Origin of the sequence: Paraburkholderia ultramafica (assembly GCF_902859915.1) — a bacterium.
Taxonomy (GTDB): Bacteria; Pseudomonadota; Gammaproteobacteria; order Burkholderiales; family Burkholderiaceae; genus Paraburkholderia; species Paraburkholderia ultramafica.
Map to the genome: position 1 here is coordinate 76,705 of NZ_CADIKK010000032.1, position 16,625 is coordinate 93,329.

Annotated in this window: 15 protein-coding genes; 5 read left to right on the forward strand and 10 right to left on the reverse strand. The window is 63.5% G+C overall.

All coding sequences use genetic code 11. The features are described 5' to 3' along the window. Positions 1-50: 50 nt before the first annotated feature. The 5 genes from yjfF to HV744_RS27945 form a co-directional block, all read right to left on the reverse strand. Positions 51-1,151 (reverse strand): galactofuranose ABC transporter, permease protein YjfF, encoded by a 1,101-nt coding sequence (gene yjfF, locus HV744_RS27925; RefSeq protein WP_175152593.1) that lies wholly within the window; start codon positions 1,149-1,151, stop codon positions 51-53. Further along, positions 1,148-2,191, reverse strand: a complete 1,044-nt coding sequence (locus HV744_RS27930) for an ABC transporter permease (protein ID WP_175152594.1) — start codon at positions 2,189-2,191, stop codon at positions 1,148-1,150. Before HV744_RS27930 ends, yjfF begins: the two co-directional genes overlap by 4 nt. After that, complete coding sequence (locus tag HV744_RS27935) at positions 2,188-3,846, reverse strand: sugar ABC transporter ATP-binding protein (protein WP_175152595.1); 1,659 nt, start codon at positions 3,844-3,846, stop codon at positions 2,188-2,190. Before HV744_RS27935 ends, HV744_RS27930 begins: the two co-directional genes overlap by 4 nt. 193 nt (positions 3,847-4,039) lie before the next feature. Beyond that, positions 4,040-5,026 carry an ABC transporter substrate-binding protein gene (locus tag HV744_RS27940; RefSeq protein WP_175152596.1) on the reverse strand — a complete coding sequence of 329 codons (987 nt, stop codon included), beginning with the start codon at positions 5,024-5,026 and terminating at the stop codon, positions 4,040-4,042. A gap of 192 nt (positions 5,027-5,218) precedes the next feature. Further along, a complete protein-coding gene (locus HV744_RS27945; RefSeq protein ID WP_175152597.1) occupies positions 5,219-5,818 on the reverse strand; it encodes an alpha-ketoglutarate-dependent dioxygenase AlkB family protein in 600 nt (199 codons plus the stop codon). Positions 5,819-5,960: 142 nt separating this feature from the next. Between HV744_RS27945 and HV744_RS27950 the strand changes: the two genes are divergently transcribed. Next, a complete protein-coding gene (locus HV744_RS27950) occupies positions 5,961-6,545 on the forward strand; it encodes a malonic semialdehyde reductase (protein WP_175152598.1) in 585 nt (194 codons plus the stop codon). Positions 6,546-6,572: 27 nt separating this feature from the next. Here HV744_RS27950 and HV744_RS27955 read toward each other — a convergent pair whose 3' ends face one another. Continuing rightward, entirely contained in the window at positions 6,573-6,902 is a 330-nt protein-coding gene (locus HV744_RS27955) for a hypothetical protein (protein ID WP_175152599.1), read from the reverse strand. A gap of 380 nt (positions 6,903-7,282) precedes the next feature. On the opposite strand from HV744_RS27955, the gene HV744_RS27960 reads away from it, so the two are divergent. Beyond that, positions 7,283-8,446, forward strand: coding sequence for a metallophosphoesterase (locus HV744_RS27960; RefSeq protein ID WP_175152600.1), 1,164 nt, complete (start codon positions 7,283-7,285; stop codon positions 8,444-8,446). Positions 8,447-8,482: 36 nt separating this feature from the next. On the opposite strand, the gene HV744_RS27965 is transcribed toward HV744_RS27960, so the two are convergent. After that, a complete protein-coding gene (locus HV744_RS27965) occupies positions 8,483-9,007 on the reverse strand; it encodes a hypothetical protein (RefSeq protein ID WP_175152601.1) in 525 nt (174 codons plus the stop codon). A gap of 695 nt (positions 9,008-9,702) precedes the next feature. Here HV744_RS27965 and HV744_RS27970 point away from each other — a divergent pair. Both HV744_RS27970 and HV744_RS27975 read left to right on the forward strand, forming a co-directional pair. Then, positions 9,703-10,410: an MgtC/SapB family protein gene (locus tag HV744_RS27970; protein ID WP_175152602.1), complete on the forward strand. Its 708-nt coding sequence runs from the start codon at positions 9,703-9,705 to the stop codon at positions 10,408-10,410. 162 nt (positions 10,411-10,572) lie between these two features. After that, positions 10,573-10,827, forward strand: coding sequence for a GlsB/YeaQ/YmgE family stress response membrane protein (locus tag HV744_RS27975; RefSeq protein WP_084585457.1), 255 nt, complete (start codon positions 10,573-10,575; stop codon positions 10,825-10,827). 58 nt (positions 10,828-10,885) lie between these two features. Here HV744_RS27975 and scpC read toward each other — a convergent pair whose 3' ends face one another. The 3 genes from scpC to HV744_RS27990 all read right to left on the reverse strand — a co-directional run bounded on the left by scpC (position 10,886) and on the right by HV744_RS27990 (position 15,147). Beyond that, complete coding sequence (gene scpC / locus HV744_RS27980) at positions 10,886-12,400, reverse strand: succinyl-CoA:acetate CoA-transferase ScpC (RefSeq protein ID WP_175152613.1); 1,515 nt, start codon at positions 12,398-12,400, stop codon at positions 10,886-10,888. Positions 12,401-12,595: 195 nt separating this feature from the next. Beyond that, positions 12,596-12,811 carry a hypothetical protein gene (locus HV744_RS27985; protein WP_175152603.1) on the reverse strand — a complete coding sequence of 72 codons (216 nt, stop codon included), beginning with the start codon at positions 12,809-12,811 and terminating at the stop codon, positions 12,596-12,598. Positions 12,812-12,954: 143 nt separating this feature from the next. Further along, on the reverse strand, positions 12,955-15,147 hold the full coding sequence (locus HV744_RS27990) for an FUSC family protein (RefSeq protein ID WP_175152604.1): 2,193 nt from the start codon (positions 15,145-15,147) through the stop codon (positions 12,955-12,957). 199 nt (positions 15,148-15,346) lie between these two features. On the opposite strand from HV744_RS27990, the gene HV744_RS27995 reads away from it, so the two are divergent. Next, complete coding sequence (locus HV744_RS27995; RefSeq protein ID WP_175152605.1) at positions 15,347-16,342, forward strand: LysR family transcriptional regulator; 996 nt, start codon at positions 15,347-15,349, stop codon at positions 16,340-16,342. Positions 16,343-16,625: the final 283 nt, after the last annotated feature.

Genomic DNA, 16,625 nt, shown 5'->3' on the forward strand with positions numbered 1-16,625 from the left:
CAGCGCTTGAGCCACGCCGGCGCACGCAGCAACGCGAGCGCTGCGCACCCTCATGCCTGTTCCGGCGCGCGTCCGAGCACCTGCGAATCCGACGCCGCCGCCGACGTCTCGTCATGCGCGTGTGCCCGCCCAGCCGTCGCAACCGCGCCGCTGCCACCGGGACGCCCCACCGACTTCGCGTGGCGCTCGATCAGCCGTTGCAGCAAACAGAACGCGCACAGCAGCGCGCCGATCACGATGCGGGTCCACCACGAACTGAGCGTGCCGTCGAACGTGATCAGCGCCTGAATCGTGCCGAGAATGCCGACGCCGAACAGCGAGCCGATCACATAGCCGACACCGCCCGTCAGCAGCGTGCCGCCAATCACAGTGGCCGCGATCGCGTCGAGCTCCATGCCCTGCCCTTGCAAACCGTAGCCCGACAGCACGTAGAACGTGAACACCGCGCCGCCGAGCGCGGAACAGAAGCCGCTCAGAGCATACACGCCGATTCGCGTGTGCGCGACCGGCAGGCCCATCAGCAACGCTGACCGCGGGTTGCCGCCGACCGCATACACATTGCGGCCGAAGCGCGTGAAGTGCGCGACATGGATCGCCGCGAGCAGCGTCACCAGCGCGATCAGCACATTCGCGGTGACGGAGCCGATGCCGATGTCGAGACGAAACGCCGAGATTTTCTGGAACGTCGGATCGGTGATGGTGATCGACTGCGTCGTGATCAGAAAGCACAGGCCGCGCGCGAAGAACATGCCGGCCAGCGTCACGATAAAAGCCTGCAGGCGGAAGAAGTGGATCAGCGCGCCTTGCACCGCGCCGAACACGGTGCCCATCAGCAGCACGATCGGAATGATCACCCACACCGGCCAATGCCAGTGCTCGGACAGCACCGCCTCGACGATGGTCGTCAGCGCGACCAACGAGCCCACCGACAGATCGATGCCGCCGGACACGATCACGAAGGTCATGCCGATCGCGACGATCAGCAGGAACGCGTTGTCGACCAGCAGGTCCAGCAGCACCTGCCACGAGAAGAAGCCGGTGTACATCACCGAGCCGAAGCCGAACAGCGCGCCGAACAGCAGGATCGTGACGGCGATCGGCAGCGTGCGCGGATCGACGATACGAGCCAACGCTTCGAGCAGTCGTCTCATCGCGCCACCCCACGCTGCTTGATGATCGACGCGCCGAACGACATCGCGAGCGCGCGCGCCGCCGGCGACTGGATCACGCTGACCGCGAGCACCACGGCCGCCTTGACGAGCAGCGTCGCTTCAGGCGGCACGCCGATCGAATAGGTTGTGTAGGTCAGCGTCTGGATGATCAGCGCGCCCAGCACCGTGCCCGCGAAACTGAAGCGGCCGCCAAGCAGCGACGTGCCGCCGAGCGTCACCGCGAGGATCGCGTCGAGTTCGAGCAGCAGGCCGGCGTTGTTGCCGTCGGCGCTGCGCACGTTCGAGCTGATCAGGATCCCCGCTATCGCCGCGGTCAAACCCGAGAAGCTGTACACCGCGAACACGAGCGCTTTGGAGCGCAAGCCGACCAGACGCGTCGCGACCGGATTGACGCCGATCGCGCGAATGAAGAGCCCGAGCGCCGTGCCTTCGACGAGCGCGGCGGTCGCCAGCACGGCCACCGTGGCGATCCACACCGAACACGGCACGCCTAGCCAGTAGCCGCCGCCGACGAACAGATAGCCGGGCGCGCCGATTGGAATGATCTGCCCGGCCGTCAGCAACTGCGCGATGCCACGGCCGGCGACCATCAGAATCAGCGTGGCGATGATCGGCTGCATGCCGACAAAGGACACCAGCAGGCCGTTCCACATGCCGCTCAGCACGCCGACGAGCAACGCCGCCACCAGCGCCTGCGCGATCAGCCCGCCGCTCGGCACGGGCTGTGTCGCGAGGATCGTGGCCGCCGCGGCGCCCGCGATCGCCACCACCGCGCCGACCGAAATGTCGATGCCGCGCGTCGCGATCACCAGCGTCATGCCGATCGCGACGAGCACCAGCGGCGCGGCGCGATTCAGCACGTCGATCGGCGCGCCGAACAGATGGCCGTCGAGCATGCGCAGCGACAGGAAATGCGGATTCACCCACAGGTTCAGACCGCACAACAACACCAGCGTGATGCACGGCCAGATCAACGGACGCTCGACGCCGTCGCGCACGAACCAGTTCGATAGCTTCATTCGCCGCTCCCCGCGATGAGTCGATAGATGTTGTCCTCGTTCGACGCCTTGCCGGCGACTTCAGCAATCTTGCGGCGGTCGCGCAGCACCGCGACGCGATGGCTCACGCGCAGCACCTCGCCGATCTCCGACGAAATGAACAGGATGCTCAGACCGTTCGCGCACAGCGCCAGCAGGCGATCCATGATGTCGAACTTGGCGGCGACGTCGATGCCGCGCGTGGGTTCGTCGAGAATCAGCAGCTTCGGATCGGTCGCGAGCCAGCGCGCCAGCAGCGCTTTCTGCTGGTTGCCGCCGGACAGCAGGCCGATCGGCTGTTCGGCGTCCGCGGCCTTGATGCCGAGCCGCTCGATCCACAGGTCGGCCAGCTCGCGCGCGCGTTGGCGGTTGATCTTGCGCCACCATCCGCGCCGCGCCTGCAACGCCAGCAAGATGTTTTCGCGGATCGACAGTTCAGCGACGATGCCCTCTTTCTTGCGGTCTTCCGCGCAATAGCCGATGCCGTGCCGCACCGCGTCGCGCGGCGAGCGCAGCCGCACGGGCCGCCCTTCGACGAGGATCGTGCCGCTATCGGCGCGGTCCGCGCCGAACAGCAGGCGCGCAGTTTCCGTACGGCCCGAACCGAGCAAACCGGCCAGACCGAGAATCTGGCCAGACTGGACATCGAGGTCGATCGGCTGCAGCGTGCCGCGCCGTCCGACGCCACGCAATTCGATAAACGGCTGATCCGTACAGGCGTCCTGCGGGTTCTGCGTGCCCTCAGGCGGATCGTGCGCTGCGTGGCCTTCATGCGCGGCTTCGCGCAAACGCGCGCTCATGCGCTCGTGACCGACCATCTTCGCAACCAGTTGATCGGCCGGCAGATCGCGCGCGAGGTACTCGCCTTCGCGCTCGCCGTTGCGCATCACCGTGATGCGGTCGGAGATCGCATAGGTCTGTTCGATAAAATGCGTGACGAACAGGATCGCGATACCCGATTGCTTAAGATGCCGAAGTATTTTGAAAAGCTGCGCAACTTCGGTGTCATCGAGACTCGAAGTCGGTTCGTCGAGAATCAGCACGCGCGCGTCCACTGACAGCGCTCGCGCGATCGCCACCATCTGCTGCACCGCGATCGGATACGCGTCGAGCGAGCGCGTGACGTCGAGCGCCACGTCGAGGCGCGCCAGCGCGTGCTGGGCGCGCCGCTTGATATCGGGCCAGTCGATCGCGCCAAAGCGCCGCGGCTGCCGCCCCGCGAAAATGTTCTCCGCCACCGACAGGTTCGGGCACAGGTTCACTTCCTGATACAGCGTGCGCACGCCGGCCGCTTCGGCTTCCTGCGGCGACGCAAACGCCACCATCTCGCCGCCGAGGCGGATCGTGCCGGCATCGGGCGCGACCACGCCCGTGAGCACGTTGATCAAGGTGGATTTGCCGGCGCCGTTCTGCCCCATCAGCGTGTGAATCTCGCCGGGAAACAGACGGAAATCGACCTGCTGCAGCGCCTTCACGCCGGGGAATGTCTTGCTGACGCCGGCTGTCGCCAGGATGGGTTCGGGCGCGTTCGCGGCGCCGTTGGTGCCGGTCGCGATGGCGCGCTCGGCGCCCGTTGCGCCCTTCGCGCCCTCGGTGCCAATAGCCGGCTGATTCGGTTCGGAAGCGGAATGGGTCATGGACCTCGCTCGATCGGCTATGCGTGGGTTCGGCAGGTTCCAGCGGCATGCAACTGAAAAGAGACCGCCCGCTGCCGAAGCAACCCGGGCGGCCAGGCACCACTGGAGAAACCTGTTCGATCTATCCTCTTACTGCGCGTCTCCTCTGCGCCGCGAGGCGGCGCATATCATAAGGAAAGCCTGGTAGTTCGCGTCAGTACTTGCGCGTCGGCAGAGTTTGCGCCGCGACGCTCATCGGGAAGACGGTCTCTTCCGTGAGGATGCGCTTGGGCAGCGGCTTGCCGGCCACGACGTCCTTCACCGCCGACATCAGTTGCGGCCCCAGCAACGGGCTGCACTCCACGTCGACGTTCATCTTGCCCGCGGCCATCGCCTGGAAGCCACCCTTGGTCGCGTCGAACGAAACCACGACGACGTCCTTGCCCGGGTGCATGCCGGCCTCTTCCATCGCCTGGATGGCGCCGAGCGCCATGTCGTCGTTATGCGCATAAACTACATTTATTTTATTTCCATAAGTTTTTATAAACGCTTCCATGACCTGCTTGCCACCGGCCAGCGTGAAGTCGCCGCTTTGCGACGCGATGATCTTGAACTTGGGATCGCTCTTGATCACTTCGATCAGACCGGAGTGCCGGTCGTTGGCGGGCGCCGAGCCGACCGTTCCCTGAAGTTCGGCGATGTTGACCGGACCTTGATCGTTTTTATAGTGATCGGCGAGCCAGTGACCGCCGCGCCGCCCTTCTTCCATGAAGTCGGAGCCGATCATCGTCACGTACAGCGACGTGTCTTTGACGTCGATGTTGCGGTCGGTGAGAATCACCGGAATCTTCGCGGCTTGGGCTTCGCGCAGCACGGGTTCCCAGCCGGATTCGACGACCGGCGAAAACGCGATCACATCCACTTTCTGTGCGATATACGAGCGGATCGCCTTGATCTGGTTTTCCTGCTTTTGCTGGCCGTCGGAGAATTTGAGCTTGATCTTCGCGTCCGCTGCGGCGGACTTGATCGACTCGGTGTTGGCGGTTCGCCATGCGCTTTCCGCGCCGACCTGCGCGAAACCGAGCGTAATCTGTTTGTCTTGCGCGTAAGCGCCCGGCGTGGCCAGCGTCAGCGCGCCGATGCCCGCGGAAAGTGCGAGCGCGCCCAACGCACGCCACGCGGCACGTCGTGTATTCGCCATGACTGTCTCCTGATGTTGTTGTGTAGGCGACCCAGCGAACCAGCCCAGCCCTCGCGGCCCTTACGGTGCGTGGATCGAAATGTAGCGTACTGTGCGGAGCGTTAACCGTCCAATCATATGATTCGCGCTGGCAATATCAATTTTGGTATAGCGTGCGGGACCAGCCGTGGCGGGACGTCAGGCGCGAACGAATTAGCGGGCAGCCGCTTGCGGCGTCACCCAGCGGAAGGTCAGATTGACGCGCTCGCTGGCCACACGCGGCTCTTTCGGCACCCGATGCCGCCAGTTCGCCTGCGTGTTGCCCTTCATCACCAGCAAGCTACCGCCCTTCAGCAAAAAAGATTGCACGACGCCGGTCTTGTTGTGCCGTAAATCGAACCTGCGCGCTGCGCCCAGGCTGACCGACGCGATCACCGGCCGGGCGCCGAGCTCGGGCTCGCGATCCGCATGCCAGCCCATGCTGTCGGCGCCGCTGCGATAGCGGTTGAGCAGCACGCTGTTAAAACGCGCGCCGCAGACCGCCTCCACTGCCGCCTTCAGTTCCGCGACGGCCGGCGTCCACGGTTGCGGCACATTGCGAATGCCCGAGTAGATGTACACCGCGTCCGGTTCGCCCTGCCACGCGGTCAGACGCGGCAGCGCCACGCGACCGGCGGGCGTGCCCATCGTGTCCTGACGCCATTGCACTTCGTCGATCAGTTGCGTCAAAGCCTGCTCCGCCGCGGCGGGCGTCAGCCAGTCGGGATACCAGTCGACGTCGGGCGTCGGCAGGTCGTCGAAAAGATCCTTCATGCAGTTACCTGGATGCGATCGCGCGAGCCAGGCGCGCGGGTGAGAACCCTGGCTATTATGGCGGCAACGGCGCATACGCTCACACCTGCGGGTTGCGCTGTCATTCCAGTCTCCCACGCTTTACTTTCGACGGACCCTCATCATGACTCTTTCCGATCAGGCACTCGATCAGCTCTTTCGCGAAGCGCGCACGCATAACGGCTGGCAGCCCAAGCCGGTCGACGACGCCCTGCTCAGGCAACTCACCGAGCTGGCGCTGCTCGGCCCGACCTCGGCCAATTCGAGCCCCGGCCGCTTCGTCTTCGTCAAGACGGCCGAGGGTAAGGAAAAGCTGCGCCCGGCGTTGTCGGCGGGCAATCTCGAGAAGACGATGGCGGCACCGGTCACGGTGATCGTCGGGATGGATATGGCGTTTTACGAGTATCTGCCGAAACTGTTTCCGCATGCGGACGCGCGCAGCTGGTTCGCCGGCAACGACCGCGCGATCGCGGATACGGCATTTCGCAATTCGACGCTGCAAGGCGGCTATCTGATTCTCGCCGCCCGCGCGCTCGGTCTGGACACGGGTCCGATGTCGGGCTTCGACGCCGCCACGGTCGACGCAGCGTTCTTTGCCGGCACGACCGTGAAGTCGAACTTCCTGATCAATCTCGGCTACGGCGACCCGTCGAAACTGTTCGCGCGCAACCCGCGTTTCTCATTCGACGAAGCCGCCCGGATCGTCTGACGCGCGGCGCGCCGTTCGCCGGTGGGTTCAGGTGAGCAGCGCCACGTAGAACACCACGGTGCCGATCAGCGCGCCGACAAAGCAGAAGCCCTCATTGGCGTCGTCTCCATTCGAACGCAGCCATGCGCCGACGACGCCGAACAGTCCCGCGATGCCCAGCGCAACGCACAGCATCACCACATCGAATAATGCGCTCTTGCCCAGTTCGGAGAAGTCGATGTTGCGCACGCCGAAGTACACGCCGAGCGCCATCAACGAAATGACGACGAGCGGCAGCATCACATGACTGCCCTCGTATCCGACATGATGCGCATGATGCGCGTGGCGCAATTGATGGCCCGATCTGAGCAGCTTCATGATGTGCCTCCCCCTTCGCCCTCTGCCGGCGACAAAACCAGCCGTTACCGAACCGCTGCGGCCCTCGTGGCGGCCTTAAAGCAAGCTGGTTCCTTTTGAGCATAGTCCACGCTCGAACACAATTCAAAGCCCATTTAATTAGGTTGCGGAACGCGCGTCGGCGAACTGCATGCAGTGATGCGGATTGCTGCAATGCACTACCCTGCCCGGGGCTTCAGGCATGGTGACTCCGGCAAGTCGAGCCACAAATCCGGCGCCGTCGGCAAGGGGCGGCACATGCCGGTAGAATGAATCGCCTCGGTTGCCAGCGCGTCGCTGCCGCCGACGAATCGCCGCCGCTCCTCCGCTCGCGTCGGCCCCTTCCCGCCCTGATCCTCTCTATGCGCCGCTCATCGTTTTTTTTTCGCTTCATCCTGATTGGCATCCTGCTGCATATCTACGTCGGCTTGCGTCTGCTTCCGGACATGCCGATCGATACCACCGGCCGCTGGCTGAGCGCGCTGTGGCTCGTGCTGTCGATTTTCCTGATTCCGCTGGGCATGATGGCGCGCAGCATCAAGCGGCAACCGCTCGGCGACCGGCTCGCGTGGGTCGGGCTGCTGGCGATGGGCTTCTTCTCGTCGCTGCTGGTGCTGACATTCGTGCGCGACCTGGCGCTCGCGTCGCTGCTGACCGTCGATGCGATCTGGCCGAACACGATCGCGATCGGACACTGGCGGACCGGGTCGGCGGCGGCGGTGCCGTTGCTCGCGCTGCTCTCGACGCTGGTCGGCCTGTTCAACGCGCGTCGCCGCGCGAGGGTGGTGACGATCGAGGTGCCGATCGACGATTTGCCGGAAGCGCTCGATGGCTTCACGATCGTGCAGATCAGCGATATCCACGTTGGGCCGACCATCAAAGGCCGCTATGTGGACGCGATCGTCGACGCGGTGAATCGCCTGAAGCCGGATCTGATCGCCGTGACCGGCGACGTGGTGGACGGCAGCGTGTCGCAGTTGACCCGACACACGCAGCCGTTGTCACGGCTCAGCGCACGTCACGGCGCTTTCCTCGTGACCGGCAACCACGAGTACTACGCTGGCGCGAATGCGTGGATCGACGAATTCCGTCGTCTGGGATTGAACGTGCTGCTTAACGAGCACGTGATCGTGGATCACGACGGCGCCCGTGCGGTGATTGCCGGCGTGACCGATTATTCCGCGGGCCATCACGACCCGTTACACCGCAGCGATCCAGTTGCGGCACTCGCCGGCGCGCCTGGCGACGTGCTGATCAAGGTACTGCTCGCGCACCAGCCGCGCTCCGCCGAAGCAGCCGCGGCGGCGGGCTTTACGTTGCAGTTGTCCGGCCACACGCACGGCGGCCAGTTCTTCCCGTGGAATTTCTTCGTGCGGCTTCAGCAACCTTTCACTGCCGGTCTCGCGCGCCTGAACGGGCTGTGGGTGTACACGAGCCGAGGTACCGGCTACTGGGGACCGCCGAAGCGTCTGGGCGCACCTTCAGAAATCACGCGCTTGCGCCTCGTGCCCGGCGAGCCGGAGTGAGTTGGCCGTTACTGAGTGACCGTAACTGCGTGACCGTTACTGCCAGGGCGCGACGGCCACGCTGACTTCCGGCGCGAACGTCACAAACACCTGCATGCCCGGCGTGACATTGGCGACCTTTGCCGGCTCGCGGCCCTGGATATGGAACACCGAGCCATTCGCGCCCTTCAGCGCCAGCACACCGTTTGCGTGATCGACCGCGGCGACCTCGGCGGTCACGTTCTGCACGGTGTCGCGCTGGGCTGCCTGAGCAAGCTTGCCTTGACCGTCCGCGGCATGCGTGACCCTGATCACGGCATTGCGGATCATCCGGATATGGACCTTGCTGCCCTGCCTGATCTGCGCGAGGCTGCGTGCATCCGTGACTGTGAACGAACCTTCGCCGCCTTGCGCGTCGAGCAAGGTCAGCGACTGTCTTGCCTGATCGATCGATTTAACGACGCCCTCCGCCTGCAACGTGCTGCTGCCTTCGAACGGTGCGGGCAGACCCGCGGCGAACGACACGAGCGGAGCGACCGCCAACAACGCACCGGCAACCATGCCGGAAGCTTTAACTTTCATACCTTCCTCAATTGGGCTGAACGGCGCATGAGCGACGAATAAGCGACACATAAGCGACGACGGCGTGCTGGTGGATTGCGCCTGACTCCTCGCGCCAAGACATCTGAACAATGCGCAAATGAAACCGCGAGCAACCGCGACAAGCGAAACGTGGATTGAACACCGCAGCAACACGACACGTTCCGGCGTATCCAGACAGTGTGTTTTCCGGGATGGGGACCGTCAATATTCGGAGTCCGTATTTATGCGATGATTGTTCCGCCGCGTTAGCAGAAACTTCCTCAAACACGCGGCAATCAATTCGACACGCCGTTTGCTTCCGACTTGACTTAACTTCGCAGAGCCGCCTAAAATTCGCCCACTTCATTTAACCGGAATCACGATCTTGGACAGTAGCAGTAGTCCCCGTCGAGCTTCGCTTCGCCCGGTCGCCTGATCGGCAAGATTTCCGCGCCAGTCGTCTATCTGTCGCCGTCTTGCCTTCGGGCCGACGGTGCACGTCGTTCACACCCCTTGGATTACCAGTGAAGCCCCGCATGGCCCGTTGCCACGCCGATGCGCCACGCCTTAGCGCGCCGCGAACCTCTGCTCGCGTGCTTCGTCACACCTGACTGCGTGCATCCATGGGAGGCGACGCGCTGCTGTCATGCGTCGAGTTCACACTGCGCGAACACGCGCCCCAACCTTACCGAACGATGACATTCGAATTCATCCTGCGGCTGGCTGCCGCCTTCGCTTGCGGCGTCGCCATCGGCCTCGAACGGCAGATGCGTCAGCGCAATGCCGGTCTGCGCACCATCACGCTGGTCGCGAGCGGCGCGTGCCTGTTCGTCACGCTCGGCGTACTGACCGGCACCGGCACAGCCGGCGTCACCCAGATCGCCGCGTACGTCGTGTCCGGCGTCGGTTTTCTCGGCGGCGGCGTGATCATGCGCGACAAAGGCTCCATCCAGGGGATCAACACCGCAGCGACATTATGGTGCTCGGCGGCGGTCGGCGTATTGTGCGGTGCGGGTCATTACGGGCCGGCGCTCGCCGGCACCGCGGTCGTGTTGCTGACCAATACGGTGCTGCGTGAAGTCAGCCGTACGATCAACGCGGCGCCGGTTTCGAACGCCGACCTGGTTCGCGAGTACGTGTTGACGATCGTTTGCCGTGAGGCCGACGAGATCCATATTCGCACCGCCATCTCCAACTCGATGTACTCGACGCCGCTGTCGTTCCAGAGCCTGACGAGCGAAGACGTCGAGAACGATCCAGGACGTATTCGCGTGACGGCGACGCTCAAGCTGCATCCCAAAGATCAGTCGAAGCTCGAACAGATGGCAAGCCGGCTGAGCATGGAAAAGAGCGTCTCCAGCGTCAGCTGGACCGCACGGGAAGCGGAGCCGACGCCGGAGTGACACATCGTGCGTAAGTCCCCCATGTTGGCGCGCATCGTCTACACTTAGCTTGCAATAGATTCAGACAATGTTAATTCCGCGTCCTGAACATGGACTGTCCCATAACCTTCGACTAAGCTCTAGCACCGTGATTTTCTTTCACTCAACCATGGAGTCTCGAATATGGAACACGGCATCATTGCATGGCTCATTATCGGCGCGATCGCGGGCTGGCTCGCAGGTGTGCTGGTCAAAGGCGGCGGCTTCGGCCTGATCGTCGACATCATCGTCGGGATTGTCGGCGCGTTCATCGGCGGCTGGCTCGCCGGCGTGCTGCATATCTCGCTGGGCGGCGGCTGGATCGGCTCGATCATCACCGCTGTGATCGGCGCGGTCATTCTGTTGTTTCTTATCCGGCTCGTCCGACGAGGTAGCTGAGCGCAGCACCTGATGTCGGAAGGCGTCAGGGGCGAACGCCACCTGACGCCTCGCAGGCTTAAAGCACTGCTTCGACCGCCGGCAACATCGAGCCGGTATCGCGCAGCCGCATATGCCAGGCGAGAGCCTGGTCCAACCGGTGCGGCGTCTGTCCTCCCCCTCGCAAGGCATCCCGATAGTAATCGCGCAGCAGATCGCGATACAGCGGATGCGCGCAGTTTGCGATGATCAACGTCGCGCGTTCACGCGGCGCCAACCCGCGCAGATCGGCGAGACCCTGCTCCGTCACGACCACGTCCACGTCGTGTTCGTTGTGGTCGCAATGCGGCACCATCGGCACGATGCTCGAAATGCGGCCGCCCTTTGCCATCGACTTGGTCGCGAAAATCGCGCACGATGCGTTGCGCGCAAAATCGCCCGAGCCGCCGATGCCGTTCATCATGTGCGTGCCGCCCACGTGCGTCGAATTCACGTTGCCGTAGATGTCGAGTTCGAGCGCGGTATTCAGCGCGATCAGACCGAGCCGGCGAATCACTTCCGGATGGTTGCTGACTTCTTGCGGACGCAGCACGAGGCGGTCGCGATAGCGTTCGAGTTCACCGAACACCTGCGCCTGACGCGCGGCCGACAGCGTGATCGACGCACCCGAGGCAAAGGTCACCTTGCCGGCGTCCATCAGATCGAAGGTCGAATCCTGCAGTACTTCTGAGTAGATTTCGAAGGCGTCGAAAGGCGAATCGACGAAGCCGGCCAGCACCGCGTTCGCAATCGTGCCGATGCCCGCCTGCAACGGCGGCAAACGCGCAGGCATGCGGCCGCGCGACACTTCGTGCTGGAAGAATTCGATCAGATGGCCGGCGATCAACTCGGTCTCTTCGTCCGCCGGCAGCACCGTCGACGAACTGTCGGCCATATTGGTGATGACGATCGCCACGATTTTCTCGAGCGGAATCTCGATGGCCGGCGTGCCGACGCGGTCTTGCGCACGGACGATCGGCAGCGGCTCGCGGTTCGGCCTGCGGCCCGGAATCCAGATGTCGTGCAGCCCTTCGAGAGCGAGCGGCTGTGCAAGATTGATTTCGACGATCACCTTGTCGGCGAGAATCGCGAAGCTGGCCGAATTGCCGACCGAGGTGGTCGGCACAATGCCGCCGGTCTCGGTGATCGCGGCGGCTTCGATAATCGCAACGTCGAGTTTGCCGAGCTGGTTCGCGCGCAGCATCTCGACGGTTTCGGACAGATGCTGATCGACGAACATGACTTCGCCGCGATTGATCGCGTCGCGCAAGGTCTTGTCCACCTGGAATGGCAGACGGCGCGCGAGCACGTGCGCCTCGGTGAGCATGCGGTCCACGTCGTGACCGAGCGAGGCGCCCGTCATCAACGTGATACGCAGCGGTTTGCCTTCCTGCCGCGCCCGCTCCGCAAGCGCAACCGGGACGGCCTTCGCGTCGCCCGCGCGCGTAAAGCCGCTGGCGCCAACACGCATGCCGTCCTGAATCAGAAGCGCCGCTTCGGCGGCCGAGGTGATTTGTCCGCGCAACGCGGCACAACGAATCCGGTCTTCGTACATGAAACTGAGTCTCTCCATCGTCAGCGGTCAGTCTACCTGGTGCGCACGTCTGCGGTGCGCTTCGCTCGGTAGCCAGATCATCACACCCGCCCGCGACGTTTCAATGGGACGGCGTCGCGGTCAGGTGTTTCGTCGCGTGCACTGTGCTCGCGACAGGTCTTGCTGGTACTTCAGGTGTTGCCCGTGTGGCGTTGCTTAGCTGCCGAAGTAAATGTCGCAGAAGCTCACAGGGCCGACGCACTCTTCGGCTTTGGCCTTCGGCGCTGCAACGCGGCCTTTTGCGGCGACGTCGTTGGCGCGCTGCGCATTCGCTTGGGCAACCTTTTGCTCGGGTGCGGAGGGCGCCGTTTGTGCATGAGCGACGGCAGCGGACAAAGAGCAGGCAATCAGGACAATCTTCAACACTTTCATTTCGTTCTCCAGGACTTACGGTTACTGCGTGGCAGTGGTGAAACTATATGGCTGCCACCTACGCAGATAAACGGGGCTGTCCGGAAGTGATCTTTCCATCTGGCGGAAGGATCGGCACGTTCGACGAGGGTGACGCGCATCGGTCAACGCGTGTTGAACGGCGCGTCTTTGTCGAGCAGCGCGGTACGGATGAAGTGCAGGCAACTCAGGATGCGCTGCAGGTCGTGGCGCCTGTCGCGATCCGCATGAACGGTTTGCAGCATGTCCTGCGCTATCCACGTGGCCGAGCGCACGGAGATGAGCGCGCGTTCGAGCGCTCGCGTGCCGGGCCGCTCGAAGAGCTGCGCGAGGTCGTCGCAGGTGCGCTCGATGGCGCTGCTCCAGCGTGGATGGAGCGCGTGCGCATAAGCGGCGCGCGCCGTTTCGTTGCGCAGATCGATCACCGCGTGACCGACTTCGAGTGTGGCGAGCATCCAGCGCAATACGTCCCGGCGACGCCGGGAGCGCCGCGTCAATAGCATGCGCAATTGCGAAGTCAGGTCGTGCGTGCTCGACTGGAAACGCTGGTTGAGTCCCGGCAATTCATCCCTGCATGCGCACACGGCTTGCGCACGCAAGTCGCCCATGATCCGCTCGATGAGCCACGGCATGTCGGCTGGAAAAACCACCGCGAAGACGAGCGCCGCCAGCAACATCGACGCAGTGAGCGCGATGCCGTTGTTGATGAGCAGATCCGGTGTATAGGTGACGACATTATCGGGCCCGGCAAGCAGGCAGAAGAACACGGAAAAACCGATGCCGTATCCCGCAGCGTGCTTGCGCGTCGCGATGAACGCGCCGAGCGCGAGCACTGGTGCGAGCATCGTGCAAAGTAGCGGGAAGCCATCGATGTTGGGGTACACGTAGCACGTGAAAAGGTAGCCGGTCATGGTCGCGAACACGGCGCCGACCGCCATCTGCACGGCCATCTTTGTCGCGTTCGGCGCGGTCGAGGTCAGCGCGCACGCGAGCGCCGCGCCGATCACCGCGAGACCGCCGCTGGGCCAGTCGGTCGCGATCCAGAACCAGCCGGCAATCGCCATCACCACGGCGGAGCGCACAAACGTAAACGCGACGACGAAGCTGTTCGTGCGGCTCACATACCGACTCACATAGCGGCTGGGGTTGCGCTGCGGGCTTGCCGGCTTGCGCCGCGCCAACGACGCATAGGTCTCCGAGTAGCGGATCCATTCGTCGACGAAGCGGTAGAGCAGTTCCGCTGCGGTATCGAAGTCCGCCAGCGATTCGGCGGCTATCGGCTCCAGGGGTCTTCTCGTTTCGCGCACGCGTCGTGGCAAGCTCGTCTGAAAGAGACGCAGGCGGGCCGCTACGCGCGATGCGTCGATCGTTGCCTCGCCCCGACTCGCAAGCAGAGCGGCCAGCTCATCGAAGTACGGCTTGATCGCCGCGACCATCGGTGCCGAACCATTTGCGCGCAGACGTTTGAGCAGTTGATGCAGCGCGTGCAGGCGCGCACAAGCATCCATGAATTCGCCGTTCAGACGGCCGAGATGCTGGCTGCGGGAACGCATCGCCGGATCTTCGAAGGCGGCGAACGTCCGCGTCGCTTCGAAACCGACGATTTCGTCGACGAGGTCCGCAAAGCGCCGCTCGAACTGTCCCCGCCCGATCCCGCGATTCAGCACGTCGGCAGCGAACGCAGTAAAATTCGCGTAGCGTCTGTGCAGCGCGCGCCGCAGTGCAAGGCTGGAGCGCTGCGGCACGATCAGCGCACTTACCGCGCTCGAACAGACAATGCCGACCGCCACTTCCGCCGCGCGCGTGAGCGCCGCCAGAAACAGGCCGTGCGGCGCCGTGACATTCGGAATGCCAATCAAAGCGGCGGTGTAGCCCGCCAGCACAAAACCGTACCACCTGAAATGCCGATACCGGACCGCTGCTGCGATACAGGCGCTCACCCACCCGATCATGCCGAGCATGTACAACTCGGGCTGCTGGACGAACAGCGCGCCGAGCACCAGCGCAGCGACCGTCCCCACCGCGGTCCCGAGAATGCGGTAGAAACTCTTGGCGAGCACCATCCCGCTGAACGGCTGCATCAGCACGAACACCGTGGTCATCGCGATGCGTGGCTGTGCCAGATCGAGCAGCATCGCAATGCCCAGCGCCAGCAGACCCGCGGTGACGGTTTTCAGCAGATGCAACCAGATCAGGCCATCGCTGTTCGCCCAGTCGCGCACGGCGGGACTGAACGTTTGCCGGTTGAACGATTGCCACATGACGCTCCACGGTCGGAAATGCTCCGCCGTCGGTTTGGTCGCATGTTGGCGTTTCATCTGCAAGCAATGCGCCCCGGTTGGTCGCTGAAAGAAGCACCGGCGAAGACTGCGCACACCGGCAGGCAAGGCGCCGATTGTAGGAGCATGCTATGTGCGCATTAAGGGGATGCGCGCGGAACGTCCCTTCCAGAACGGACAACAATGCGCTTCCGAGACAGACGGACAATACGGTTTCTGCCGTGAAATAGAAGGATCGATGGATACGTTACAAAATATGCGAGTGTTCGTGCGCGTGGTCGAAGCCGGTAGTTTTACCGCCGCCGCGCAGTCGCTCAATTCGACGACGGGCGCCATGTCCCGCGCCGTCTCGGAACTCGAAGCCCACCTGCGTACGCGTTTGCTGAACCGTTCGACGCGACGGCTCGCGCTCACCACCGCGGGCGAGCGCTATCTGCAGCGATCTCAGCAGATACTTGCGGATGTCGACACCGCGGAAGAAGAAGCCAGTTGCGCACATGAGCGACCGACTGGCGCTTTGCGCATGCATAGCTTCGCGAGCATCGGCCAGCATTATGTGTTGCCGGCCATCTCGCGCTATCGCGCGCTTTATCCGGAAGTGACCGTCGAACTGACGTTGTCGCAGCGCATGCCCGATCTTTTCGAAGGCAGCGCCGATGTCGCCGTGATCGGCGCTTCGACTCTGCCAAATTCAGATCTTGTGTCGCTGCCGCTGGGGACGACGTTTAGCATCCTGTGCGCATCGCCGGCCTATGTGCGTGCGCACGGTGCGCCGCAAAAACCGGGCGATCTGGCGCATCACGAGTGCCTGATCCTGCATACGCCTGCCTTTCCGCCGCACGAATGGGTGCTCGACGGCCCGAATGGCAGCGAGACGATGGAAGTGAATGGGCCCGTGCACGTGAACATCGCGGAGTCGCTGATCGTGGCGATTCGCGAGGGAATGGGCATCGGCATGGTGCCGCTTTACGCGGCCATTTCAGGGTTGCGTGATGGCACTTTAGCGCGTGTGTTGCCGGAATATACGCTGCAGAAGATGAATGTTTGCGCGCTTTATCCATCGCGCAAGTTCATCGATGCAAAGACGCGGACCTGGGTCGAATTTTTGCGTACGCACTTGCCGAAGGTGATTGCACGCGATGAGGCGTTGCTTGCTGAAGTTGGGCGAACGGATTCTGGCGATGCCGAGTTGCCTGTTGGGGCAAGCGGCGTGGGGGATACTGCCACGCAGTGATTCGGAATTAACGATGGGCGCCGCTGGCTGCGAATAGGCGCGGCGGCGCTGAAAGAAATTGTCTGTTGGCGATATGCAGCAGGGACTCGATTCGCGACAATCAGCCAGCGCGGTGTACCGGGAAGATGCGGTGCGGGTGAGTCGCGAAGGTGGGGGGCGAAATGCGCGCCCATCTCATGCACGCGTAAACGGCAAAAACCCCACCGGGTCAGGTGGGGTTTGTGCTTGCTGCTGGGGAGCCTGACGATTACCTACTTTCACACGGGCAATCCGCACTATCATC

Excerpts from the sequence above, each read along its gene's own strand:
- yjfF (WP_175152593.1), bottom strand. The coding sequence starts at position 1,151 with ATGAGACGACTGCTCGAAGCGTTGGCTCGTATCGTCGATCCGCGCACG.
- HV744_RS27930 (WP_175152594.1), bottom strand. The coding sequence starts at position 2,191 with ATGAAGCTATCGAACTGGTTCGTGCGCGACGGCGTCGAGCGTCCGTTG.
- HV744_RS27935 (WP_175152595.1), bottom strand. The coding sequence starts at position 3,846 with ATGACCCATTCCGCTTCCGAACCGAATCAGCCGGCTATTGGCACCGAG.
- HV744_RS27940 (WP_175152596.1), bottom strand. The coding sequence starts at position 5,026 with ATGGCGAATACACGACGTGCCGCGTGGCGTGCGTTGGGCGCGCTCGCA.
- HV744_RS27945 (WP_175152597.1), bottom strand. The coding sequence starts at position 5,818 with ATGAAGGATCTTTTCGACGACCTGCCGACGCCCGACGTCGACTGGTAT.
- HV744_RS27950 (WP_175152598.1), top strand. The coding sequence starts at position 5,961 with ATGACTCTTTCCGATCAGGCACTCGATCAGCTCTTTCGCGAAGCGCGC.
- HV744_RS27955 (WP_175152599.1), bottom strand. The coding sequence starts at position 6,902 with ATGAAGCTGCTCAGATCGGGCCATCAATTGCGCCACGCGCATCATGCG.
- HV744_RS27960 (WP_175152600.1), top strand. The coding sequence starts at position 7,283 with ATGCGCCGCTCATCGTTTTTTTTTCGCTTCATCCTGATTGGCATCCTG.
- HV744_RS27965 (WP_175152601.1), bottom strand. The coding sequence starts at position 9,007 with ATGAAAGTTAAAGCTTCCGGCATGGTTGCCGGTGCGTTGTTGGCGGTC.
- HV744_RS27970 (WP_175152602.1), top strand. The coding sequence starts at position 9,703 with ATGACATTCGAATTCATCCTGCGGCTGGCTGCCGCCTTCGCTTGCGGC.
- HV744_RS27975 (WP_084585457.1), top strand. The coding sequence starts at position 10,573 with ATGGAACACGGCATCATTGCATGGCTCATTATCGGCGCGATCGCGGGC.
- scpC (WP_175152613.1), bottom strand. The coding sequence starts at position 12,400 with ATGTACGAAGACCGGATTCGTTGTGCCGCGTTGCGCGGACAAATCACC.
- HV744_RS27985 (WP_175152603.1), bottom strand. The coding sequence starts at position 12,811 with ATGAAAGTGTTGAAGATTGTCCTGATTGCCTGCTCTTTGTCCGCTGCC.
- HV744_RS27990 (WP_175152604.1), bottom strand. The coding sequence starts at position 15,147 with ATGAAACGCCAACATGCGACCAAACCGACGGCGGAGCATTTCCGACCG.
- HV744_RS27995 (WP_175152605.1), top strand. The coding sequence starts at position 15,347 with ATGGATACGTTACAAAATATGCGAGTGTTCGTGCGCGTGGTCGAAGCC.